Raw genomic sequence first — 25,343 nt, 5'->3', positions numbered from 1 at the left:
ATGGTTATTCATTATGTACATTAATAGAATCTTTTGTGAGTATTTTATAATATATCAGTTTTTCAAAATAAGCTGCTTGAGAATTTACACATAATATAGTTTCCTAAATATACTACTTAATAATATTTTATATTATAAAGCGCTTCCATATAAAAATAATGTGTGCTATTCTACTTGTATAAAAACAGACAGCAACGCATTATCACAATTTTAATGAGGGGTAGAAAAAATGGAAAGTAAAGTGCATTATAAACGCTACAAGAGTGGTAAGTTCTGGGTGACCGCTTTGATTTCGATTTCACTCGGAACGTTTGGGGTTATCACCATTCCGCAGATTTTTGAAGCTGTACCGGTGTACGCGGACACCACACCGACTGATATTACCGCTACTGTTAAACCTGATGAGTTCTTGAACTTTTTCCAATTGGGAGGAGGCACGGATCCAAGTCAAGGCTCCGCCATTGCCTATCCATCAGGTCAATTAGGTTTTCAGGTTCAGTTAACCCCTGATGCACCAGGCCAAATAGGAGTTGCCGCGTTAAAGACGAGAATCGATATGAATAAAAGTTTTAAATTTCAAGGCAGACTTTACCTTGGCACCAAAGCTAACGCGGCAGATGGCGTTGCATTCGGCTTTGCTGATGCAGACCCTGGTGTAACCGGTAAGGCCGGGAACGCATTTGGCATCGGCACCTTGAAGAATGCATTTGGGGTCAAGTTTGACGAGTATTACAATGGCCAGGAAGACACTGGTGCTTATTTCAAAGACCCAGGTGTTGAAACCGACTATCCTCAGATGCGCGTTATTCAAACAGTAGGCACACTGGGTAAAGTTAAAAGCATCGAAGGAGCAGAAGGCGAATTTTATCAAAAACTCGAGGATCCAAAGGGCCAATATTTACCATTGCTCGTCGCTTACGATGGCGATTCTAAGCGGTTGACGGTTGCTTATGGCAACAAATCACTTTCATTTGATGCTAAGCCATATATTCAAAACGATCAGCTCTCCATGTTTATTATTGGTTCAACCGGCGAAAAGTCCAATCAGCATCTGTTCGACTTTGAATCATTCACGTACACTCCAGGACTGGACGCGGTTAAAACTGATTTGAAAAACCGATTAGTAACTGAAGCAGATACTCAAAAAACAGCAGTGAATACCGACCCGACGTTAACGACTCCGGAACGCGAAAAACAAGTCACCGACATTAACACTGCTCTCAAAACCGGACAGGATGCGATTGATGCCGCCACCACGACGCCTGATGCAGTTCACGCTTTTGATACCAACAAACCTCTGATCCAGGCCGTGCATAAACCCGGACAACCACTAGATCAACGAAAAGCTGATAAAAAGAAACAGTTACAGGATGAGCACGACAAAATCGTAGCTGACATCAACAAAGATCCCACTCTGACCTCTGCGCAGAAGACCGAACAAGTAAAGCAGGCTGGCACAGCGCTAACCAGTGCTAACACGGTGATTGATGCAGCAACTGATGCGGACCAAATTGACCAAGCATTTTTAAATGGCAAAAAAGCGATTGACGACGCCCATCAACCCGGCGCCACGCTTGATGAGCAAAAAACCGCAAAAAAGCAGGCATTAGAAGCCGCGGCAACAAAAGTTAAACAAGACATTCAGAACGATCCAACCTTAACGACTGCCGAGAAGAAGGCCCAAACCGATAACGTTGACACAGCCTTAACCATTGGCAAAGACGCGATTGATAAGGCCGATACCGCTGACGCCATCAATACCGCTGCCGCCACTGGCTTGGACAATATTCAAAAAGCCCATCAGCCTGGCCTCTCCTTAGAAGAGCAGAAAAAGGCTCAAAAGAAAGCCTTGCAGGACAAATACAATCAAGTCGTTAACGATATAAATAATGATCCCACTTTGACGACCGCACAGAAAAAACCACAAATTAAGAATGCCACTGATGCGTTTAATCAAGGTAACCAAGATATTGATAACGCCGCCACAGCTGATGCGATCAACCAAGCAGCCACAACCAGTCAAGCTAACATTGACAACGCCCATCAAGCCGGCAAATCACTCGAGGATCAGAAAAGCGCGCAAAGAAAACGGCTGACGGATGAAGCTACTGCGGTTAAGAAAAAGATTCAAGATGATGTCACGCTGACAAAAGCGCAAAAGACCGCACAAACTGTGGCAGTTGATCAGGCCCTGACAGACGGCTTAAAAAATATCAATGACGCTAAAACCGCTGATGCCATTATCACCGCTGCTGACGCCGGTATCACTGATATTGATAAGGCCTACCAACCCGGCACCCCGCTTGATGCGCAAAAAGCCGCCATGAAGACGGCTATTGACAATGCCGCGACTAAAGTTAAAAAAGACATTCAAGATGACCCAACCTTAACAAACGCCGAAAAGCAGCAGCAAATTGATGCGGTTGATAAGGCCACCACGGTCGGCAAAGATGCTATTGATACCGCAACCAACGCCGATGACGTGAACACTGCGGCTGAAACCGCGATTACCAACATCAATAACGCGCATCAGCCGGGCAAATCGCTTGATGACCAAAAAAAGGATAAGAAAACGGCCATTGACAATGCTGCAACCGATGCAAAAAAGGCCATTCAAGACGACCCAACTTTAACAACTGCTGAAAAACAACAGCAAACTGATGCAGTTGATAAAGCTGCCGAAAACGGCAAAACAGCTGTTGACGGCGCAACCAATGCGGATGCCATCAACACTGCCGCAGACACCGCGATCACCGCCATCGGTAAGATCCATCAGCCCGGCAAACCGCTTGATGATCAAAAGGACGCCAAGAAAACGGAGCTTGACAATGAAGCCGCCAAAATTAAAAAGGATATTCAAGGCGATCCGACCTTGACCACTGTCGAGAAAAAGCAACAAACCGATGACGTTGACAAGGCGCTGAAGGATGGCAAAGCCGCCATTGACGCGGCCAAAGATGCCGACAGCATCAACCAGGCATTTTCAGACGGCAAAACGAATATCGACAATGCCTATCAGCCGGGCCGAACCCTTGATGAGCAAAAGAAGGATCAAAAGAAAGCTCTCGAAGAAGAAGGCGAGAAAGTCAAACAGGCGATTCAAGGTGACCCGACGTTGACAACAGCTGAGAAAAACCAGCAAATTGCTGAGGTGGATAAAGCGGTCAAAGATGGCGGTGCTGCGATTGACGCCGGAACCAACACGGACGAGATCAACAAAGCGTTCACGGATGCTAAGCAAAACGTTGACCAAGCCCACAAATCCGGCACAGACATCAACGACCAAAAAGACGCTAAGAAGAAGCTACTTGATGATGAAGCAACTAAAGTCAAGCAAGCGATTCAAGACGATCCAACCTTGACCACTGCTGAGAAGCAGCAACAAACTGAAAATGCTGATAAAGCGCTCAAAGATGGTAAGGCCGCCATTGACGCCGCCAAGAATGCGGACGAAATCAATCAAGCTTTCGACACAGGCAAGGCCAATATCGACAATGCGCATCAACCGGGTGCAAGTATCGATGATCAGAAAGCCGCCCAAAAGAAGTCACTGGTCGATGAAGCTGCCAAGGTCAAAAAGGACATTCAAGATGATCCGACACTGACCACCGCGGAAAAGCAGCAGCAAAGCGAAAACGTTGATCAAGCGCTCAAAGATGGTGAAGCGGCTATTGACGCGGCTAAGAATGCTGACGAAATCAATCAAGCCTTCGACAACGGCAAAGCGAATATTGACAACGCTCACCAACCGGGTACCAGTCTCGATGATCAAAAAGCCACTCAAAAGAAGTCACTGGTCGATGAAGCCACCAAAGTCAAAAAGGATATTCAAGACGACCCTACCCTAACGACAGCGGAAAAGAACCAGCAAGCCGCCAATGTTGATCAAGCACTCAAAGACGGCGAGGCCGCCATTGACGCCGCCACCAATGCCGATGACATCAACAAGGCCTTCGACACCGGCAAAATCAACATCGACAACGCTCACCAACCAGGCAAATCCGTTGAAGATCAAAAGAAAGCCCAGAAGAAGCTTCTGGATGAGGAAGCGGCCAAAGTTAACCAGGACATTCAAAACGATCCGACCTTGACCGCCGTGGAAAAACAGCAACAGACGGAAAATGTCGACAAAGCCCTCAAAGATGGCAATGCCGCGATCGACGCTGCCACCAATGCTGATGACATCAACAAGGCCTTTGACACTGGCAAAATCAACATCGACAACGCCCATCAACCAGGCACCAGTATCGATGATCAAAAAGCTACTCAAAAGAAGTCACTAGCCGATGAAGCTGCTAAAGTGAAGCAGGACATCAAAGATGATCCAACGCTAACGACTGCCGAAAAGCAGCAACAGTCCGAAAATGTCGATAAGGCATTCAAGGACGGTGAAGCAGCCATTGACGCAGCTACGAACACTGACGAAATCAACCAGGCGTTTGACACCGGCAAAGTCAACATTGACAACGCTCATCAACCGGGCACCGCGATTGATGAGCAGCAGGCCGCTCGCAAGAAAGCGCTCGATGAAGAAGCAGCCAAAGTTAATCAGGACATTCAAAATGATCCGACACTCACGGCCGCGGAAAAGACGCAACAAAGTGCCAATGTCGACAAGGCATTAACAGATGGCAAGGCCGCCATTGACGCCGCCACGACCGCCGACGACATTAACAAAGCCTTTGACACTGGTAAAACCAACATCGACAACGCTCATCAGCCGGGCAAACTGATTGATGATCAAAAGACCGCCCAGAAGAAATCACTTGATGAAGAAGCCGCCAAAGTCAAGCAGGACATCCAAAATGACCCAACGCTGACGACTACTGAAAAGCAGCAACAAGCCGATAACGTTGACAAGGCGCGCAAAGATGGTCAAGCTGCCATTGATGCCGCGACCAATGCCGACGACATCAACCAGGCTTTTGAAACCGGCAAAGTGAACATCGATAACGCCCATCAACCGGGCAAAACGCTCGATGAGCAAAAAACCGTCCAAAAGAAATCACTGGATGAGGAAGCAGCCAAGGTTAAGCAGGACATCCAAAACGACCCGACGCTGACGACGGCCGAAAAGCAACAACAAGCCGAAAACGTTGACAAGGCACGCAAAGGCGGCCAGGCCGCCATTGACGCTGCCACGACCCCCGATGAAGTTAATCAGGCTTTTGAAACTGGCAAAGCTAACATCGACGCCCAGCACCAACCTGGCAAATCTTTAGCCGATCAACGCTCGACTGCTACTACCAAAGTTGACAAAGAAGCGGCTAAAGTCAAACAGCAAATCGACAACGACCCGTTGCTGACCGATACGGAAAAAACCGACCAGAAAGCTAAGGTGGATCACGAAGCAACACTGGCTAAGGATGCACTTGCAAAAGCGGTTAACGCCGACGCTTTAAATGCAGCACTAGCTGACGGTATCAAGAAAATCGACGCCCAGTACGTGCCAGGTACAATAAAATCACCAACCCCCACTCCTAAACCAGATCCAATGAGTACTTCGCCACGGCCAACAACAACCCACTCACTGTCAACATCGCAAATGCCAACCTCCTCATTGCCAAGAACCGGCGATAAACCAGCAACCGGCTTAGCTGCCCTGGGTGCGTTCATCCTAAGCATGTTCGGCTTCGCGCTGACCGGAAAAAAACGCAAACGTTCTTAAGAAAAGTCAGGTAACCTGAAAATCCTCCATAAGTAACGCAACAAGCCCCCTGATCGAGATGCCGTATCGGCGCTCGACCAGAGGGCTTGTTTCATTTCAAGGCGCTGTTTCAATCACTCGACAAACGGCGCTTTAGCAACGTACGAAAGATGCTTCACATACTGGCCTTTGTGTTGGATGGCAGCATATTGCTGCGTGGCATCATAGCCTTTGACATGCTTCAGCGTATAAGAAAGCTTTTGGCCCGTTTTCGAGTAAATCTTAACGTCCTGATAGGTCTGGGTCTTCAAAGGTACCCTAGCATAACTTGTTTCTTCGTTGATAAACGGATTGATTCGATCCGTCCATTCATTGTGGACTGAAAGTAGCGCTACTGCACCCATAACAATGAGTGCGCCAACAACGACTAGCATTTTCTTCGTACGCGTCATTCTTCATTGCCCCCTTTTTCAATCAGTAACCATCGCAAAATACCACCATAGCGGTAAACTTGGTTCAGTTTCTTATTGCTCAAATTCTAGGATGGCTGATTGATAATTGCAAATTTTTGACCCGTTACTTGCATAGATGAAAATGAAGAGGAAGTATCTAGCTTAAAATGGCCTCTTGATATCTTCAGTCTGTCGACTCTCAGATTATCACCCGTCCACCTGCGCAAGCTTACCTGCCATCACCTGCTGCAGATGCACTAGCGCCGTCATCACGACATCCGCATTGCCCCCCAAAGCTTCCCGCAAAAAAGCATCATTCTGTTCAAAGTACGCACGAATATGCGCCGCATCATGTTGCGCCTTAGGGGTTAGCTGAATCGCTTTATACCGGGCGTCCTCTTTTGATGGCGTTCGAACAATCAGCGCTTTACGTTCCATAAGCTGTAACAGTGCCGTGGCCGATGACTTTTGAATATTGAATTCCCGCTCAACATCGGTTTGGTAAAGACTGCGGTGCGAATCGTTGCGTGCCAAAAAATCGATGATGCTCATCTGTACCTGCGTCAATCCCATTTGCTTGGCCTCGCGATCTGCATATCGTTGCAGATCGTTATTCAGTTTCTTGACCAAGATACCTATCGAATCAGTCATTATATCCTCCATTATCTGAATTACTGCTGGTCCAAAACCAGCCATCTGCTTAAATAACTTGCTTTCAGAAAAATAAGTCGCTATAGTAGCATATAGTTCTATATAGAACTATACACAACGGAGGTTTTTATGACAAGAAAAGTATCAGCTAAATTGTATCTCTCGATTCTCGCCACTGGCCTCATGGCGTTTTGTGGTGTCCTCATCGAAACCGCCATGAATGTCACCTTCCCGACTTTAATGAAACAATTTCAGGTCAATACAGGCACGATTCAATGGCTAACCACTGGGTATTTGTTAGTCGTGTCAATCATTGTCCCTATTTCCGGATTTTTAAAACGCCGCTTTACCACCAAGCAGCTTTTCTTAACCGCAACAGCTTTTTTCATCCTCGGCTTAGCCATTTGTAGTGTTGCAAATGATTTTGCGCTTTTACTGATTGGTCGGCTGATTCAAGGCTGCGGCACCGGGATTGCCTTACCTTTAATGTTCAATATTATTCTGGAACAGGCTCCGCTGGATAAAATCGGGTTTTTGATGGGCATTGGCACGTTGGTAACGGCCATTGCGCCAGCACTCGGGCCAACTTATGGCGGGGTTTTGGTGGATTTAAATTGGCATCTCATCTTTATTTTCCTGCTAGTCGTCATGGTGATTGCCTTGTTTCTCGGGCTGTTTTCGATTACGCAAGTCACCAAGCCGGTCCATGTTCATCTAGACGTTATCGCATGGCTCTTGATCACGATCTTTTTTGCCGGCGCCATTTTAGGCCTTAATCGCATCGAAAACGCGCCAGGCCAGGCTGCAATTTACGGTGTGGTTGCCGGCTTGGGGCTCGTTGGCTATGCATGGCGGTCATTGCATGTCAAAGAGCCTTTAATCAATCTGCATTTGTTGAAAAACTGGTCATTTGACTGGCATGTTGTCACCTTCCTTATCATTCAGATCATTAACGTCGGCTTTGCCTTTGTCTTGCCGAACTACCTGCAACTCGTCAACCATACGAGTTCATTTACGGCAGGCTTGCTACTGCTACCCGGTGCGGCATTAGGCGCTTGCATGGCACCGATGAGCGGCAAGTTGTATGACAATCTAGGCCCCGGCAAGCCGATTTTTATTGGCTTAGCCTTACAACTGGTCGGTATTCTGTTGTTACTGGCCACCGCCTTAACCGCAACGCCGGTCATCTTGATGTTAGGTTATGCAGCGGTAATGCTAGGCACTGGCTTTGCCATGGGGAACATCATGACAAGCGGCCAGGCCCAGCTAACTCAAACGGAAACAGCCGATGGCAATGCGATTTTCAACACCATGCAGCAGTTTTCCGCCGCACTGGGTACCGCCTGCGTTTCTTTAATCGTTGCACTGGCGCAGGTTCCGACAGCCACCGCCCATACAACAGCTATCGGCGCCCAGCACGCCTTTTGGTTCCTGCTGATCTTAGCCATCATTGGCGATATTGCAATTGCGATCGGCTTAAAAACCAGACATGCCCAAAACCAGGTCGCAAGTCACGATGCCTAATCGTCATAGCGGCTAATCTCGAAACCTAAAGAAAACTGAGATGAAAAGTCTCCCTGTCGAAACTGAGCAGGTGTGACTTTTTATCTCAGCTTTTTCTTTTGCTATCATTCGCTGACACTTGGTTGCGTAAATCCTGGCTTTAGGCTTCGGCTTTTCCCGCCTTCACGTCTTCAATCCGCAGCCCGAGCTGTTCCGCAACGCGACTGCCGTATTCAGGATCGGCTTTGTAGAAGTTATGCGCAGCGAGGACGCGGACTTCCTGGCTCGTTACCTGCTTGAGGTTATTGACAATCGTGGTGACCAGGCGGGTGCGCTCGTCTTCGCTCATGACCCGATACAGGCGACCGGCTGCCGAGAAGTTATCCTCGTCGTAAGGTTTATAGTTGCCGATTTTGCCATTGACAGCATCTTGATGGATCCGGGCGCTGTGGTCTTCTTCAGGACCACCATGTGAATTAGGTTCATAGTTAACCGATCGATCCTGCTTGGCAGCCATGAAACCATCACGCGCATAATTGTGCACTGGATTCAACGGCCGATTGACCGGCAACTGCTCGTAATTGGCGCCGAGTCGATAACGTTCCGCATCCTTGTACCCAAACAATCGCCCTTGCAGCAGCTTATCCGGAGATGCTTCAATTCCCGGAACAAAGTTAGCTGGCGAAAAGGCTGCTTCTTCGACATCGGTAAAATAATTTTCCGGATTTTCATTCAAAGTAAACTCACCAACTTCAATCAGCGGATAGTCGTGATGAGAAACCACTTTGGTGACATCAAAAATGTCGTACTTATAATCTAACCCCTCCTGATACGGCAAAATTTGGACATAGACCGTCCACTTGGGGAAGTTGCCCGTTTCAATGGCGCTGAATAAGTCATTTTGCAGATAATCAGTATCGGTTCCGGCTATTTTTGCAGCTACTTCATCGGTCATATTCTGAACCCCTTGTTGGCTGATGAAGTGATACTTAACCCAGTAAGCCTCGCCTTGCGCATTGACCCACTTAAAGGTGTGGCTGCCATAACCGTTCATGGTGCGATAGCTCGCGGGATTGCCGCGGTCGCCCATCAGATAAGTCACTTGATGGGTGCTTTCCGGTGAATGCGCCCAGAAATCCCACTGCATGTTGTTATCGCGTCGATGCGTGCGCGGATCACGTTTTTGCGAATGAATAAAATCAGGAAACTTCAACGGATCATTGACGAAAAAGACCGGCGTGTTGTTGCCGACGATGTCATAATTACCGACTTGCGTGTAAAACTTCAGCGCAAACCCGCGAACGTCACGGATCGTGTCGGGATACCCACTTTCACCGGCAACCTGCGAAAACCGCAATAAAATCGGCGTTTCTTTGCCAACGCCATTAAACAGGTCTGCCTTCGTGTACGCCTTCATGTCATGCGTCAACTTGAACACACCTTTAGCACCTGCACCTTTCGCATGCACAACACGTTCCGGAATGCGTTCCCGGTTAAAATGGGCCAGTTTCTCCAGCAATTGATAATCCTGCAACAACACTGGCCCGCGTTCGCCAGCGGTCAGACTATGATTGTTATCCGCCCACGCTTGACCTTCGCCTGTGGTTAGTTTATCTGTCATTTGAGTACCTCCTGAGCGTGAACCGGCGCTCCGGTTCGATGATCTAACTATTAGATTGTGCACAATCATTGTTATGCAATAACCTGGATTATTCAAGCGAACGGCTCGCTTGGCAGCCATTTTAACGCACCTTTAAACCAACACCTCAACGCCTGCTTTTTCCAAACTCGTCGCCAGTGGTTGATCCGGTCGCGCGTCCGAAACGACGGCTTCCAGCTCATCTTCGTGACACAGGCGGTAATAACTTTTAACGTTGTATTTTGAGTGATCGCACAGCAGGATCGTTTTTTCCGCATGTTGCATCATGGCGCGCTTCACACTGGACTGCTCCTGGCTGGACATGAAGACGCCATCGTTGGTTAAGCCGACACACGACATGAAGAACAGGTTCGCCCGAAAATTATTAAGAAAACCAATCGCATCATCCCCGATAATCGAGCCCGCACCATTGCGCAACCGGCCGCCGGTGACAAAGGTCTTGATACTCGGCAAGCCGTCAAGTTCAACCGCAATCCGCAATCCATTGGTAATCACGATGACATGGTTCAGCTTGGCAAGGAATGGTGCCAGAAAAGAAGCCGTTGAACTTGAATCAATGAAAATCGCCTGATTATCGCCGAGAAACACGCTCGCCGTGGCGGCAATTCGATGCTTCTCCGGCGCTCGCTCCTGTCCCCGAAACAGATACGGCAATTCCAGATTGTCTGCTTTCACCAACTCAACATAACCAAAACTGCGGTGCACCTTATCCAGTCGCTCTAAAGTCATTAAATCCCGGCGCAATGTGGAATTGCTAACAAATAACGTTTTCTCCAAATCCGTCGTACTGACCACTTTTTTATGCTCCAGAATCGTCATGATCCGATTGAGCCTTTCATTTTTAAACACAATATCGTCCCCCTATTCACCCTTACACAGTTTAAAGGGCTGAGAAAGCGGTTGCAAGAAATGACGCTTTGTGGCGAATTATGAAGCTTCTTTGCCGCGTTTCCCGCGCTTTAGCCAGAATGTTCGCCAAGCGCCGCTACGACAGCGTTTTCAACTATAATGACGGTAATCAATCATGGAAGGAAGTTATTCAAAATGGAAATGATGTTTCAGGCGGAACGTGACGATCTTGCCCACACAGTCAGAGTCATGTTCGATCGCAAAGATACCAACGTCGCAGGCGGCAACATGTCGGTTAAGGTTTTTGACGAACAGGAACATCCCTACATCCTCATGACCCCGACGTTTATGTCCGAAACTTATTACTCCGAACTACATCCGGCGCAGATTCTGGTCATCGATGCCGAGACCGGCCAAAAAATCGACGGTGTCGGCGATGTGACGCGTGAAGTCAACATGCACGAAAAAGCCTACAACGCGCATCCGGGCATTCGCTGCGTTTATCATTCGCACGCAGAAGAGTCCATGTTCTGGGCCACTGCCGGACTCGATATGCCCAACGTCACCGAAGCCACCCGCGAGCTAGGCCGCATCCGCGTGCTGCCATTTGCCCCGGCAACGTCCATGGAACTCGCCAACACCGTCTACAAGGCTTTGAAAAAAATCGGCGACAAGGCAATGGAAAATGTCTTCCTATTAGACAGCCACGGCATCCTCATCACCAGCACCGATCTCCACATTGCGGCGCGCATCATGGAAACCTTGGAATGGAACGCCCGCATCGCCTATCAGCAAGCCATCTTCATCAAACTAGGCCTACTCGACGACTACCACTCCTGCGGCCAAAATTATCAAAAACCCTACAAAGAAGTCCCACCCATCGCCGTCCCCGGCATCCCAATCAAAGCCAAGCAAGTCCCATTACCCAAAAATCCCCAACGCCCAGCCAGCGAAATGCAGCCAGGCGAAGTCGCACCAGCCAGCACCGTCAAATAGGGTATGATCCAGACCCAACGTCGCTTTATCCCAGTTGTATCAAAAGACAACTAGGCCGAAGCGGCTTTTTTGCTGTTTACGGTTAATACTTCGGTTAGGCTAAGCCGCAAAAAGACCGAACACTCCCATTGGGAAATGTTCGGCTTTTATGAATTATCAAAAGTTTCACTTGCCAATTCAAGATGCTGTAAAGACTCCCTAGTGCCAAGGCGAAGCGATCGGAGGCCAGATGGGCTCAGTGGTGAAATTGTTGTTGGTGGGGCGGTCTTTGCCCCGCCTACAACAAGGCCGAGCTTTGAAACCGCGGTTTTTGCGGGTTCAAAGTCGTGCCCACCACGTTCCAGCCCAAGCTGGCCGGAGATCGCGGAGTTTGGCACGGCAAGTAACTCATTGCCCACCTTTTTAGTTTTCCACCCTTACCGCTACGCAATGACACCCTTTTTCAAAATCAAATTCCCGTACAATGCCTGCTCGCCAGTTTGCACAATGGCGAAGCACTGCTTGGAATGATCGTAAAAGTCAAACCGCTCCAGCGACTTTAGGTGAAACTCCGGAAATGCCTTGGCGAGCTCGGCGCGATACTCGTGCCAGATCGGCGGCTCACCTTCCGGAACGTTCTTGTCGCCCGGCACAACCGCTTGAACCACCGCCTGATAATCCGCATACGGATCCAGTGGCATCAGCGTCAAAATGCCTTGCAACAGCGTCGGAATCGTCAGCCCATCAGCCCGAATCACCCGCGCATTATTCGTTCGCGCCGGATAATTAGCATCCGCCAACAAAATCTCGTCGCCATGCCCCATCTCCATCAACGTCTCAACCAGCGCCGGTGACAACTGTTTTGGAATATGCTTCAGCATCACTTCACCCTCTCACGCATGCTTGGTTTCCCAATAATGTTCGATGTCTTCCAATGTCCGCCCCTTAGTCTCTAGGACGTTCCGATGAATATAAACTACCGCCAGCGCCGACAACGCCGCAAAAATGTAAAAGACGTTAATCCCTAACGCTTCCAGCATCATCGGGAAAATCAACGACAGTAGGCCATTAAACAGATACTGCGTAAACGTAATGACCCCCATCCCCAACGCCCGCGCTTTTAATGGAAGAATCTCCGGCACATATGACCAAAAGACCGGTCCTAATCCGAACCCGAAAGCAAAGACATACACGAAGATCGCAATGATCGCAATCGTCGCATCGTTGGACCACAGACACAACACGATGGCAGGCGGCACTTGACCGGCGAGACTGATTTCCAGCAACTTTTTCCGCCCCAACCGATCGATAAACGGTAGCGACATCAACGTTGAAATCACCAATGCGCTGCCGACTGCAAAATCGGCAATGATGCTGGCATTGGCCATCCCTAAGTTGTGGAAAATCTCAGGGGCATAATATACCGCAGCGTTGATACCGGTAAACACTTGAAAGAACGTCAAGGTAAACAGCAGCAACATCGCCGGTCTAAAGGCGCCAAACAGCTCACGCATCCCGGCTTCTTGGGACTTCAAGCTATCCTGGATATCCTGAATTTCCGATTCAACTTCATCGTCAGTGGCACGGACCCGTTTTAAAACCTGACGCGCTTTGTCAACTTTCTGATCACGAATCAACCAACGCGGACTTTGTGGCGACAACATCATGCCAATCGCAAAAACCGCTGCCGGCACGGCCCCGAGTCCCAGCGTCCACCGCCAACTATCAGTCGGCAGGTTATAGGCACCAACAGCATAAGCCGCCAGAATCCCGACGTTGACACTCAATTGGTAAAGCGACGACATTAACCCGCGAATATGGGCCGGCGCCAATTCGGAAAGATAGATCAAACCATACATATTGGCGATCCCGGCCGCAACCCCGAGGACAAAGCGGGCAATCATCAACATCACGGTATCCGTTGATAACGCGCTGAAAATACTGCCGGCAATGAAAATGATCCCGCCGAGGACTAAAACATTGCGGCGTTCAATTTTCTTCTCCATCGCGGTAAAAACAACGATAGACGGCAACGCGCCGAACAGCAGAAACGAAACGACCAAACCTTTTTCTGCTGAATTTAAGCCGAATGCAGTGGTAATCGACGGCAAGGCCAGCGAAATGGCGCCTGAATCGTAGCCATATAACAACCCGGCAAAACCGCCCAGAATGGCAAACAGGTACACAATCGGTTTCGTTGCCGGTTTGGTGACAGGTTGCTTCGATGTCGTCCCCATATCACTTCGCCTCCATTTTTGGTGGTAACTCAGCCGCTACTGCCTTGCCTCGTTCGACAATCTGTTGAAACGCCTTGAAGTGCGCGTCGAGATCCGGCACTGCTTGCGGCTGGATCGTCGCAACGGTGTACGACTGCTTCATGGTTGCGGCCACGTCTTCCGGCGCTAATTTTTTCAGCACCAGCAGCTGTGACACAATATTCCCGGTCACACTGGCTTCGATCGGCCCGGCGCTGACCGGCATTTGCGTCAAATCTGCCGTTAGCTGCACTAACAACTGATTCTGGATCCCGCCGCCAAACATATGGATCTTCGTCAGTGGCATTTCCGCCGCCTGTTCCAAGTTGAAAATAGTTTGCCGATACGTCATCGCCAGACTTTCCAAAACGGTACGCACCAGCTGACCGCGACTTTGCGGCAACGATTGACCGGTTTGGTGCAGGAAGGCTTCAATCTTTTCTTCCATCCGACTCGGGCCGGTGAACAACGGATGATTCGGGTCAATGTAGCTGTGCAAAGATTCAGCCGCCTGCGCTTCTGCGGTCATTTTGGCAAAATTAACCATCTCGCCTTGATACGACCATTCCCGTTGCAACTCCTGCACGATCCACAGACCGGTCACGTTTTGTAAAAGGCGATTGCTGCCGTCAAAGCAGCCCTCATTGGTCAAGCCGGCATCGGCTGCCGCCAGTGACACGATTGGCTTGGGAGTTTTGCGGCCGATGATGGACCAGGTACCGCAACTGATAAACGCGGTTTGTTGCCAATCTTCCGGCGTCAACGGCAGTGCTAACACCGCCGCGGCGGTATCATGCCCGACACCATTGATGACCTGCATCTCCTCATTCAGCTGCAACTCCGCCTGAATCTCCGGCCGCAGTGGTCCCAGCACGGCACCGCCTGTCACCAGCTGACCAAACCAGTTCCGCGGAATGCCCAGCTTGTGCAAAACCGCTTCATCCCAGTCACGATTGGCAACATCAAGCAAACCACTGGTGCTGGCAATCGTAAAATCGGTCTGTTTGACACCGGTAAAGAAATACCCAATCAGATTCGGCATCATCAACACATCCGCGCCTTCCGTCAGCAAAAACGGATAACGGGTCACATCAGCAAAAAGTTGCACATTGGTGTTGATCATGGCCGCCTGATTGCCTGTTTCCAAAAACAGCTTGCACGGACTCATGCGCTGATAAAAAGCCTTTTTGACGGCCTCGGTTCGCGAATCCCGGTAGCTGTGCGGTGCAAATAACAGCTCACCGCGTTGACTCAGAATGCCATAATCAACGCCCCAGGTATCAATACTCATGCCGTCGATCCGCCCGAGATCTCGCCGCGCAATAGCCAGGCCATACTTGATTTCCTGGAAAATTTTCAGATAATCCCAGTACAAATGGCCATTCACCGCCACTGGCTGATTGGAAAAGCGAAACTGCTCTTTTAAGTGAATTTGGTCACCATCAAACTGGCCGGAAATCAAGCGACCGGAACTCGCGCCCAGATCGACGGCAATTAAATTTGTTATTGCCATGGTTATCACTCATTTCCCCAGCTATTTGTATAACGGACCAAAGTTCTTGCAGGCATTGAAATCAGCCGCTTCGAGATTTTCTGTTCCAAGTGACGACCATGCCCGTGGCCGGAAAATGTCGGCTTCAGGAACATTGTGCATATTCACCGGAATCCGCAAAATCGAAGCTAAGGTAATCAAATCAGCACCGATATGCCCATAGCTGATGGCTCCATGATTGGCACCCCAGTTGTCCATCACGTCATAAACCGATTTGAACGCGCCATGTCCGGTCAAAATCGGGACAAAGAATGTTGATGGCCAACCCGGATCGGTCCGTTTGTTGATAATGTCGAAAACATTTTCCGGCAAATCAACGGCATAGCCTTCTGCCACCTGTAATTCCGGACCCACACCCTTGACAAGATTCAGGCGGGCCATGGTGACTGGCATGCCCTTTTCACCGCCGCGGGTCACATAGTTGGATGAGAAGCCGCCGCCACGGAAGTAGCCAATGTTAGCCGGAATCCAGCGGGTATGGTCAAGATTGGCCTGGGCTTCTTCTTCGCTTAAGTCATAGAACGGCTTGATCGCCGGCTGGCCGTCAATCGTCTCCTGACCGGTGGCATCAAGCGTTTGGGCTCCGGAATTAGAGAGATGCAAGAATCCGTTCTTGGCTAACCCTTCAAGTTTGGTGCCAGTGACCCGCTCAACGGCTTCAGGGCTCCAGTACGTCCGCACATCAGCAAAAATCTGCGGCGTGTTGGTCAACAGGTAGTTGAACAACATGGAGGTCGCATTCAACGAATCGTTTTCGGTCGCAAAAACATGCGGCTGATGAATGCCATTCCAGTCATACTGGGAATTCATGAAGGCTTCCATGTAGTCGCCATTTGGAAAATGATCCGTCCACTGCCGCTGTCCCTGGAACCCAGCCGCAATCGCGTTGTGCCCTTCTGCTTCTTCCTTGAAGCCCATGTCGGCAAGTTTCTTATTGCCATCCATGAGGTCACGAGCAATCATGGTCATTTTCACGCAAGCAACGAGTTGCTCATGTTTTTGCTCGTCGGTAAATTTGTTCGGATCGTCTTCGTTGTAAAGATCCGGGCCAATCGGGGTATTCTTTTCGGCCCAGGCCAAGGCCTTTTCAAATTCTTCCCTATCGTAAATGCCTTCGTCCCAGCGACGAACAATTTCCGTCATGTCCACATATTCGTTACGCATGCCTAAGTATTCCTGGAAGAAATCAGGGTCAACGGTCGAACCGGCAATTCCCATCGCTACACTACCGATCGACAGGTAACTCTTGTTGCGCATGATGCCGGTCGCCAGCGCACCTTTGGCAAACCGAATCAGTTTGGTTTTGACATCGTCAGGAATGCTGGTATCGTCGGCATCTTGCACATCATGACCATAAATACCAAACGCCGGGATGCCTTTCTGAGCATGCGCCGCCAACACGGCCGCCAGATAAACGGCACCCGGACGCTCGGTGCCATTAAAGCCCCAAATCGCGTGCGGCAGATCCGGTGACATATCCATCGTTTCACTGCCATAGCACCAGCACGGGGTCACCGTAATCGTGCCGCACACCCCGGCGCGATCGAACTTCTCTTTCGACATTGCGGCTTCTTTAACGCCGCCAATGGTCGTGTCGGAAATCACCGTCTGCACCGGCGAGCCATCCGGATATTTAAGCGTCGCCGCCAAAAGGTCCGCCACCGAATGCGCCATCTTCATCGTTTGATCTTCCAATGATTCACGAATGCCACGCCGCCGACCATCAATCGTCGGACGAATACCAATCTTCGGGAATGTCATGTTTGTCATTTGTTTTTGCCTCCACATGTGCTGCTTGTCTAGTTACCATCTTGTTAATTTCATCAGCTGACTACGGCTTTTATGATAAGCGCTTTCATTCCACGCGCCAAGGGTTGGCAAAATGATTGAAACTTCGTCAAAAAAAGCGCCAATTTTCGTCATAGTTCATCAAGCTTGTGAACTTTTCTTCGCTAGGGTGGGTATACCAAAAGAAAATTATTGGTGGGCTGATCCAATCAGAAGCGCGTTGCTGGAGTGTTCATGCTTGGAAAACTGATGGCACCTAACTGTATCTTAAACAGACGATTTCTTGATGTGAATTTGCTGATAGTATCAGGAATGTTTGTAGCACTTCAAAATAAATTATTTAATATAAATTTCTCTGTGTGTTAGTAAGATGCAGGTTAAGCAACATTTATCAGCGGAAAAATACACGCGAAGAATAAACCAATTCTTTTTTAGTGGTATCATAACTGTTGTTAGCATTGCAGATACAGATGGTCGTCAACGTCGAAGCTATATTGCCAAAGGTGGTAGACATATTGAAACATCAAAAGAATGCTCAAATAAACGAAGATATGCTAAACAAGCTATACGATTTTGTCCTCGATCCCGATATCAAAGACCACGAGCGAAAATTCGGGCTTATGGCAAAAGCCGATATGGAAAAAGGCAGATATAATGTCGCGGTTCTTCAACAGACCCTTATCAGTTTACAGAGAGAGTCAATGCAGTTCGGTCTGTCACGTGATGCGGGAAAACTTTATGATGATTTTCAAGCTCTCTATGATCAAAACCTGCCTTTTGGTACCAATCGCGGAGCATTAGGGACGTTGAGCAGTTATCTGGATTCGTGAGAGTGTAACAGGCAGTTGTGTTGCTCGCTTCTGATGAGTTTGGTGCCTTCCGCACGCCACTAAATGAAAGCAAAATGCGCTAATGCGTTGGAAAACAAACAATTATGAGAGACTGTGATAACCCGTGACGATTCAGAGAGATCCTTTGCTCAAAAGAATCGCTTATATGATGCTGATGTACTTCGTGTCGCCGCTCCCGCAGTGCTTTTTATTGCTGATGGCTGATGCCAAAAGTACCTTGGCTTTAGTTGAACTTACGAACGCTTTTGTTTTCGCAGAGGCAGTCGTTATTTTCGTTGCATATAGATTCGTCCGAAAAAACACAGGTACTGGCATTCTGCAAAAGGCCAGTCTTCACGACCTTGGATATATTTTCGGTGGTTATGCTGCTGGCCTGATGAGTGATGCTATTTTTACTTATCTAAATTACATAACATATCATCAAACACAAACACCAAATAACCAAATCATCGAAAGATCCTTGTTTGACCATCACCAGCTGATGGTTGGTCTGTTTATCATTAGTATGGTGATCGTAACGCCAATCGTCGAAGAGTTGGTTTTTCGAGGAATGGTGTTTAGTCTATTTTTCAATTCAAATCAAGCTTGGATTAAAATCATACTAAGTGCCCTTTTGTTCTCATCCGGGCATGAAAGCAACACAATTTTTGGCTTCTTGATGTACGCCTTCACGGGAATCGTACTTGGATTTGTCTATTGGAAAAGTGGTAAGTTGCAAAACTCGATTGCGCTGCATGCCGTCATAAATATAGTTGCAGTGCTAGCCATATTTTTCCTTTAAGAGACACTAAAACTAGGCTTAACTTCAAACTGGCCTTTAAATCTTTGTGTGGATCCTGTTAAACGATTTTATCAATTGTTGTAGCCCTCGTGACCCGTTAATCTTTAAGCCAGAGTCAAACAAAGAGGCGCATGAATTTTCAAAACGAAAATTCATGCACCTCTTTGTTTGACAGCCCTATTATCCGACAATGCGTCAACCCACTAATCAAAACTCAAATGAACCTCAATCCCCATCTTTCGCAGCCAATGGCGATCGGCCACACAATAGTTATCGGCGCCGATGGTATGTAGAAAAGTGAGCATCTCCACGATATGTTGATACTCGTGCGGTTCGTTGCGGAGTGAACACCGCAATGCTGCCTCTATCATCCTGATGCGGTATTTGAGGAAAATCGTGTCGGCAGTAGCAACCAGTCCGCGTAAGTTTCCTAACAAGACGTTTGCCGTTGGTACATCATGCTTTTCAATGGCTGCGACTGCCGCGTAGAACAAGCCACTGGTGAATGGTTCCAGAAAAATATGGGCATGGGCATGGTCGATTTCATGAATGGCTCTGATCAGACAATGCCTGCTGTCTTCAGGATTGGCTAAGTAAATTGAAGCCGCAAACAGTTGGAACTCCAGCAGGAACCACCGGCCATTGCCGAGCAAATAGTGAATCACCGGCGCAATTGCGTGACCCCGATCCAACTTTTCGTGTTTGAACATGCTGCGATAAGTTTTGAGAACAGTGACGATCATCGCATTGATAGTATCCGGCTTTTCTTCAAACGCAACAATCACTTTGTCTAACTCGCGGGTGTCTTCAGTAAGCGCAGCCTCAGCTAATGTTTGCCACATCTCGGGAATTTCGGTTGAACCATCCACGAGTTCGGCAGTTTCCGGCAATGAAGCATGAACGCGTCGGAACAAGTCGCTGGCAAGCTTAATCGAAATGGTCTGACTGCCTCGTTCAAATCGCGAAATGGTGCTCAAACTAGTGTTACCGGCAATGTCTGCCATACGCAGCTGTCGCCGTTTGCGCATAGCCGCCAGCAACAATCCAAAATTTGCAAATGTATCTGTCACGGCATTCACCTCTTCATATTTTCATATATGCAAGTAAACCGCCTAAAGAATTGCCTTCATAAACGAGCTATCGTACGATTTTGGTGGCAAGAAAGGGGTGGTAATAACTCTAAACAGATGTGTAGGTGATGTTGTTGATACGTTTGGAATCTTCACAATAAGAATACATCATGGCTCTTGTTAAAATATGTGGGTTTCAACTCGGGTACACGATGCTTTGTTCGTTTCGATTAAAATGTACACTTCAATTTTAAAAAAAGCGAGCAAAATGGAACAAAATGTGAAGATTATCCAATTTCTATAAATTGCTGTTGTTCTGCAGGAGCAGAGCAGATTGAGGAGGTATTTTCATGTTTAAGAAAAAGTTGGCGAGTTTGGTGGCTGCGGGGTCACTATTAGTTTCAACAGGCGTATCCACAACGGTCTTAGCGGATAATCACGGCGACACTTCATGGCACAACGAGTATCGTGTTTGGTCCCCCAACGACCACACACCCGCACGGAAAAAAACAAATCGAACTTCTTACTACAACAAAACAAACTCAACCCATGGCAATGTTGGTTACATCACTATCTGGGCCGCTTTGTATGATGGTCGAGATGCCTCTGGTGGCCATAACTACAGAAGTTATGCAGGTACAACAACCTTTCTGTGGAATAACGCTGTGGAGAATCATGGATCAGGCATTTCGGTAAGAATTGATTCAAGTTCATGGTCTGACGGTTCAGCTGACGGCGTTTGGAGTCCTGATAGCATCTGAGTGAAAACAAAACCTAGGCAAACAACACTCGAACGAAATCACCCTAAGATATTCGTCCGAGCGTTGTTTGTTTCTAACGAGGTGTTTATACATTGGCATTTTTATGGCTGCGTCTACCGAAGAAACGAATGGTTTTAGCTAGTATCATTGCTTTATCGATCTGTGGGTTACAGATGATTCAACTATTAAAACCGATCCCCGCCGGCAATTCTCCTTATACCCGTTGGCTGTCAATTGACCCTTTCAGTTTTTTACCGATCATCTTTTTTATTTTGTTGCCTTTGATCGCTAGCATCCCCGCCGGAACCTTGTTGAAAAACGATGTTGATTCCGGCTTGTTTGCAAAGGTCAAATTGCAATCCCCTTTGCAAAGGGTCATGTGGTCCTATATTGGTATTGCCTTTTTAACCGGTTTTGCCATCATTACATTGGCATTGTTGCTTAATCTTGCGTTCTATTTTACCGTTTTACCCAACATAAAACCGGACAACCTGTTGAACAGCAACATCCTGTTAATTAACCAAAACACGATGTTGGTCAGTCTTTACTATGCCCACCCATTATTGCACGCTGCCATTTCCATCCTTTTTGCAAGCACTTGGGCAGGTCTGTTTTCTGTCTTTGTGACGGTGACGGCGATTTGGATCAAAAACGCCTTTGTTGCCATGAGCCTAGGACTGGTTGCGCAAATTGTTGTGTTGATGCTCAATAGCTTCATCAAATTACCTAATTCTGTCAGTTATTCACCAGCTGACTTTCTCCATGAAATGTCACCCACGGTCAATGTCAATCTCGCGGTCACTAGCATTGTCACTTTACTGATGCTAATCTATTGCATTGTCTTTTCCCAAATCGGGGTGAAGCATCTTGTACCGTAACGTCATCCGTCAACAGAATCTACTCACGCATGCATTTCTCAAAATTCATGTCGTCTGTGCCGTGATCACGCTCATCATCAGTTTGATCGATGGCAACAGCTTAAACCAAGAACTCATGTCACCGGAAAATCTGATCGTAATTATTTTCCCTCGCTACTTAATTTTTTGCGGACTGATTCCGACTTACCTGCTCGCATTACTTGCCACCACTCAGATTCGTTCGCAAGATATTCTGATTTATCAATCGCGAAAAGTGGTCGTTCTTCAAGCAATTTATCGGCTTTGCTTAACCACCATCATCATGGCTGGCGTTTGGACTGTTGGCACCTTTTTGACAATTACCATCAACCACCACTTTTATTTTTTAGCGGCAACCTGGTTCACAATTTTGGTACGCGCAGTTTGTTTGTGGACAGCGTGTTTTTTACTGGGAATGATTGCGATCACACTCACCTTTGCCGCCAAAAGCAAGCTAACCGCATTTCTCATTAGCTTTTCCATCAGCGCGTTATCTTTTTACCTTGCCACCGCCCATATACCTTCTTTGCTCTTCGACTTTGGCAGTGCAGATACAAACATCATCTTGATTGGCAAAGAAACCATCATGTTAGGCGCTATTTTAGTGTTCGTTGCGATTATGACGCAGATTATCGGGAGGAGGGATCTATAGTGTGGCGACTGTTCCAAAATCAGTTCCTCTTTTACTGGCACATCATTCGGATCCGTTTGATTTTCTGGCTGATATTTATGAACCTCGCCATCATCACGCTCACTTTCCATATTGCTGACAATCCCCATATATCAGTCATCAACCTGTTTTTTGATGGCACCAGTTACGCCATGGTCGAAACCCATCATGTCGTCTTGCCGGTTTTGTGGTTCGTTTATTTCTTTGCCCCGCTTTTAATTTCGCTCAACAGCTTCAAGCAGCTGTGGCAGGCGCGCACGATGCACCTGCGTGGATTACAAATACCACCGCGGCAGTTTGCCAATGTCAATTTGCTGTTGCTGGGTTTCATCACAACGACCTATTGTGCGTCGACAATGACCTCAATGTTTCTAGCCTCAATCGCCACATCGCGAGCGGGGCTTTCCACCACCCCAGGGACCTTCAGCGAACTTCTTTGCCTCACTTGGCTAGGCGTTTTCACGCTCCTGTTGGTTCAAGCCATTGGCAATCGATTCAATCCGCCACTTGCCTTGATCGTTCCTGCCACCATCTTAATCGCGACAGCCTATACAGAAAATCGGTTTAACCCATTCAGTTTCCTGATGCTCAACCGACTCCCTACCATAGGAACTTGGAACGCAATCCTAATTTGGCTCGGCATCGTCCTCGCAATGACGCTGGGTTACGTCATCATTGACCGCAACATCAAGTTAGCTTGAGGAGGACTTCATGACACTTATCGAATTACATCAGGTAGCTAAAGTCATCAAGCATCGGCAACTCTTGCACCAAGTCAATGCCAAAATTGACCGCGGCAACATTGCAACACTTGAAGGCATCAACGGCTCTGGCAAAACGTTGATTTTAAAAGCGTTGCTAGGGCTCATCGCCGTCACCGGCAATGTAACAGTCGCCGGTAAAACCGTGCGGACGCAAGATGCTTACCCGATCAAAGCCGGTATCTTAATCGAAAACCCCAGCCTCATCGAAGACTTCACGGCGGCTAAAAATCTGGAACTACTGGCCAGACTAGACCCCAATATCCATTCATCGCAAATTCAGGATTTGCTGACTTATTTTAACCTCGCAAGATTTCCCAAGCAAAAAGTACGCAAGTTTTCTTTAGGTATGAAGCAGAAGCTAGGCATTGCGGAGGCTTTTTTGGGCGGCTATCCACTGATCGTCTTGGACGAGCCCACCAATGCGTTAGATCATGACGCCATCGGCAAGTTGGTCCAACTTATTCATGATTATCATGCCAAAGGCGCCACTTTCATCATCGCCTCGCACGATCACGACTTTGTGGAGCATGTGGCGACGCAAAAGCTATTGGTAAAGGAAGGGACGATCAGTGATGCGCACTAAACATAAGCTTTGGATGATGACTTTTCTGGCCTTAATCTTAGTGATGTCGATCGGTATTTTCCGTTACCACGAAGTCAATGCAAACCCAAAATCACTCGGCGTCACCAAAGAAGTCTTCATTCATGAAAATCAACTCATTCATGCCATGAACGTCGACTTCATGATTCGCAGCGCCCATGTCTCAAAAAGCAAAGGCCAAATCATGGTGCCAGTTGAACTGACAATCAAACAAACCGGCTCGGCCAATTATGGATATAAGAAAAATAACCCCAACTTTTTGGAAAACATGTGGCTGAACATCCCCTATAGCATCAGCACTGCAACTGCCGATGTTACGGATAAAGACAACCAGCGCATTCATAAAACCGAACATCTTTTAGCTGCCAAACAACCCATCACGCTGCATTTCACGACAACGCAAGCAAATTATGCGTTACGCAATCAGAAAATGAGATTTAGTTTTTTAGTGCCGGCGGCGAATCATTATGTGAAATATTCGCTGTTGCTGGAGTGATTTGATCTTGCTCTGGTTAGGCCTTGGACAATTCTGTTAGTAAAATCGAGATGCAATCAGTTTTATAGCAGACAAAGACCAGCTCCATGATACTTACAAGTGGCTTCAAGCACATCAAAAAGCAGGTATCCCTACCAGTCAAGAATTGGCTTGCTGGTATGATACCTGCTTTTATTGCGTTTTTCAGCAGCTCCCAATCCTCACTTCTTATTTTTCTTAGCATTTTCAATCAGCCAAAAAATCCCCGAAAAAATAGCGGGAACGACGATCACCGGTAAAAGAAAAGCGCTGTTGCCATAATAAGAAGCCGCAAAAAGCACAAAACCGTAAATAACAAACACGACTACCCAAATGACTTTTCTAAGCAGCGTCATGCCACATCCTCCTCGCTTCTTACTGGGACGAAATCATTAGTCGGCGGATTTTTATGCACTGACAATATAACATTTTGAATGTAAAGTAAAGAAAACTGAACGTAGCAAAAAGCCCCGATCGCTCGGGACTTTCTTCGTTTATTCAACCTTTATGCGTCACCTCAGACCGCCGCTCCCGTTTCTGCCACGGCAATCGATTCCGCTGTGGCCGATTACGAATCGCGGCCAACATATCTGCCTGACGCTGGCGATCATCTTGAGCATCGCGATTTTCTAACGTGGCCCATTCTTCCGCAGTTAACAGCGCCACATTTTGTGGCAGGTTTTCCTTGAAGAACTGGCGGATCTGGGCCTCGGGCTGATCAAACATCAAGGAGTAGCTGCCGCCTTTTTTAGACCAAAAAGTGACCATAGTGCCTTGCTTGATGGTTTCAGTGATGATCCGATCGTAGCGCCGGTAGTCACTGGCATGCGCGACCGAGCCATACGTGATAACTTTGGTTTTGCCTAACCCTTGGCGATACAGCCCGACGCTAGCCACCAGAATCGCCAGAATCACGAGACGGAGGTTGCTGATGGTGTTTGCCGACCAGAACAGCGTGACGATTAACAGCGCTGCGACGATGGCAACCACGACTTTAAGCCAAGAGGACTTGGTTTTGATTTGCAGCTGTCGTTGCTGCTGCCACTCGAGATAAAGCAATCCGCCTAACAAGAGTGCCGTTGCCGTTACATCTGTCATCTCAC

The 25,343-nt window shown here is 47.9% G+C and carries 22 protein-coding genes; 11 read left to right on the top strand and 11 right to left on the bottom strand.

Annotated features, from left to right (window positions below; all coding sequences use genetic code 11):
- The first annotated feature begins 229 nt into the window (after positions 1–229).
- Complete coding sequence (locus GSO_RS15770) at positions 230–5,668, top strand: DUF1542 domain-containing protein (protein WP_010490862.1); 5,439 nt, start codon at positions 230–232, stop codon at positions 5,666–5,668.
- Between the two features lie 113 nt (positions 5,669–5,781).
- On the opposite strand, the gene GSO_RS07875 is transcribed toward GSO_RS15770, so the two are convergent.
- Positions 5,782–6,099, bottom strand: coding sequence for a YxeA family protein (locus GSO_RS07875; protein WP_010490860.1), 318 nt, complete (start codon positions 6,097–6,099; stop codon positions 5,782–5,784).
- Positions 6,100–6,306: 207 nt separating this feature from the next.
- Entirely contained in the window at positions 6,307–6,750 is a 444-nt protein-coding gene (locus GSO_RS07870) for a MarR family winged helix-turn-helix transcriptional regulator (RefSeq protein ID WP_010490859.1), read from the bottom strand.
- A 129-nt stretch (positions 6,751–6,879) separates the two neighbouring features.
- On the opposite strand from GSO_RS07870, the gene GSO_RS07865 reads away from it, so the two are divergent.
- Positions 6,880–8,274: an MFS transporter gene (locus GSO_RS07865; protein ID WP_010490858.1), complete on the top strand. Its 1,395-nt coding sequence runs from the start codon at positions 6,880–6,882 to the stop codon at positions 8,272–8,274.
- 139 nt (positions 8,275–8,413) lie between these two features.
- Here GSO_RS07865 and GSO_RS07860 read toward each other — a convergent pair whose 3' ends face one another.
- Both GSO_RS07860 and GSO_RS07855 read right to left on the bottom strand, forming a co-directional pair.
- Positions 8,414–9,874 (bottom strand): catalase, encoded by a 1,461-nt coding sequence (locus GSO_RS07860; protein ID WP_010490857.1) that lies wholly within the window; start codon positions 9,872–9,874, stop codon positions 8,414–8,416.
- A gap of 132 nt (positions 9,875–10,006) precedes the next feature.
- Positions 10,007–10,762: a DeoR/GlpR family DNA-binding transcription regulator gene (locus GSO_RS07855; protein WP_010490856.1), complete on the bottom strand. Its 756-nt coding sequence runs from the start codon at positions 10,760–10,762 to the stop codon at positions 10,007–10,009.
- 195 nt (positions 10,763–10,957) lie between these two features.
- On the opposite strand from GSO_RS07855, the gene GSO_RS07850 reads away from it, so the two are divergent.
- Positions 10,958–11,758 (top strand): class II aldolase/adducin family protein, encoded by an 801-nt coding sequence (locus GSO_RS07850; protein ID WP_010490854.1) that lies wholly within the window; start codon positions 10,958–10,960, stop codon positions 11,756–11,758.
- Between the two features lie 422 nt (positions 11,759–12,180).
- Here the strand turns inward: GSO_RS07850 and GSO_RS07840 are convergent, their stop codons facing one another.
- From GSO_RS07840 to GSO_RS07825, 4 genes are read right to left on the bottom strand one after another with little or no spacing between them, the layout of a single operon-like run.
- Positions 12,181–12,618: an RbsD/FucU family protein gene (locus GSO_RS07840; protein ID WP_010490850.1), complete on the bottom strand. Its 438-nt coding sequence runs from the start codon at positions 12,616–12,618 to the stop codon at positions 12,181–12,183.
- Between the two features lie 12 nt (positions 12,619–12,630).
- Positions 12,631–13,974, bottom strand: a complete 1,344-nt coding sequence (locus GSO_RS07835; protein WP_010490847.1) for a sugar porter family MFS transporter — start codon at positions 13,972–13,974, stop codon at positions 12,631–12,633.
- A 1-nt stretch (position 13,975) separates the two neighbouring features.
- On the bottom strand, positions 13,976–15,505 hold the full coding sequence (locus GSO_RS07830) for a rhamnulokinase (RefSeq protein ID WP_010490845.1): 1,530 nt from the start codon (positions 15,503–15,505) through the stop codon (positions 13,976–13,978).
- Between the two features lie 21 nt (positions 15,506–15,526).
- Positions 15,527–17,314: an L-fucose isomerase gene (locus tag GSO_RS07825; protein WP_010490843.1), complete on the bottom strand. Its 1,788-nt coding sequence runs from the start codon at positions 17,312–17,314 to the stop codon at positions 15,527–15,529.
- A 569-nt stretch (positions 17,315–17,883) separates the two neighbouring features.
- Between GSO_RS07825 and GSO_RS07815 the strand changes: the two genes are divergently transcribed.
- Both GSO_RS07815 and GSO_RS07810 read left to right on the top strand, forming a co-directional pair.
- Entirely contained in the window at positions 17,884–18,162 is a 279-nt protein-coding gene (locus GSO_RS07815; RefSeq protein ID WP_044112780.1) for a hypothetical protein, read from the top strand.
- A gap of 166 nt (positions 18,163–18,328) precedes the next feature.
- Positions 18,329–18,964 (top strand): CPBP family intramembrane glutamic endopeptidase, encoded by a 636-nt coding sequence (locus GSO_RS07810; protein WP_010490840.1) that lies wholly within the window; start codon positions 18,329–18,331, stop codon positions 18,962–18,964.
- Between the two features lie 203 nt (positions 18,965–19,167).
- On the opposite strand, the gene GSO_RS07805 is transcribed toward GSO_RS07810, so the two are convergent.
- Entirely contained in the window at positions 19,168–20,034 is an 867-nt protein-coding gene (locus GSO_RS07805) for a helix-turn-helix domain-containing protein (RefSeq protein WP_010490839.1), read from the bottom strand.
- A 350-nt stretch (positions 20,035–20,384) separates the two neighbouring features.
- Here GSO_RS07805 and GSO_RS07800 point away from each other — a divergent pair, with 350 nt between their 5' ends.
- The 6 genes from GSO_RS07800 (at position 20,385) to GSO_RS07775 (ending at position 24,222) form a co-directional block, all read left to right on the top strand.
- Entirely contained in the window at positions 20,385–20,795 is a 411-nt protein-coding gene (locus GSO_RS07800) for a DUF2712 domain-containing protein (protein WP_010490837.1), read from the top strand.
- A 128-nt stretch (positions 20,796–20,923) separates the two neighbouring features.
- Positions 20,924–21,673, top strand: coding sequence for a hypothetical protein (locus tag GSO_RS07795; RefSeq protein WP_052308269.1), 750 nt, complete (start codon positions 20,924–20,926; stop codon positions 21,671–21,673).
- Positions 21,663–22,343: a hypothetical protein gene (locus tag GSO_RS07790; protein WP_010490832.1), complete on the top strand. Its 681-nt coding sequence runs from the start codon at positions 21,663–21,665 to the stop codon at positions 22,341–22,343. Before GSO_RS07795 ends, GSO_RS07790 begins: the two co-directional genes overlap by 11 nt.
- Positions 22,343–23,062: a hypothetical protein gene (locus GSO_RS07785; RefSeq protein WP_010490830.1), complete on the top strand. Its 720-nt coding sequence runs from the start codon at positions 22,343–22,345 to the stop codon at positions 23,060–23,062. The genes GSO_RS07790 and GSO_RS07785 overlap by 1 nt, the downstream gene beginning before the upstream one ends.
- Positions 23,063–23,072: 10 nt before the next feature.
- Positions 23,073–23,708, top strand: a complete 636-nt coding sequence (locus GSO_RS07780; protein WP_010490828.1) for an ATP-binding cassette domain-containing protein — start codon at positions 23,073–23,075, stop codon at positions 23,706–23,708.
- Positions 23,698–24,222, top strand: coding sequence for a hypothetical protein (locus GSO_RS07775; protein WP_010490826.1), 525 nt, complete (start codon positions 23,698–23,700; stop codon positions 24,220–24,222). Before GSO_RS07780 ends, GSO_RS07775 begins: the two co-directional genes overlap by 11 nt.
- 200 nt (positions 24,223–24,422) lie before the next feature.
- Here GSO_RS07775 and GSO_RS18170 read toward each other — a convergent pair whose 3' ends face one another.
- Positions 24,423–24,596: a hypothetical protein gene (locus GSO_RS18170; protein WP_010490824.1), complete on the bottom strand. Its 174-nt coding sequence runs from the start codon at positions 24,594–24,596 to the stop codon at positions 24,423–24,425.
- 142 nt (positions 24,597–24,738) lie between these two features.
- The gene (locus GSO_RS07765; RefSeq protein WP_010490822.1) at positions 24,739–25,338 is read right to left on the bottom strand and encodes a hypothetical protein; all 600 of its coding nucleotides are present in this window, start codon (positions 25,336–25,338) and stop codon (positions 24,739–24,741) included.
- Positions 25,339–25,343 lie beyond the last annotated feature (5 nt).

This window comes from Lacticaseibacillus zeae DSM 20178 = KCTC 3804 (assembly GCF_000260435.1).
Classification (GTDB): Bacteria; Bacillota; Bacilli; order Lactobacillales; family Lactobacillaceae; genus Lacticaseibacillus; species Lacticaseibacillus zeae.
Note: the sequence above shows the minus strand (reverse complement) of the source record. Positions and strands in the feature narration are given on the sequence as shown.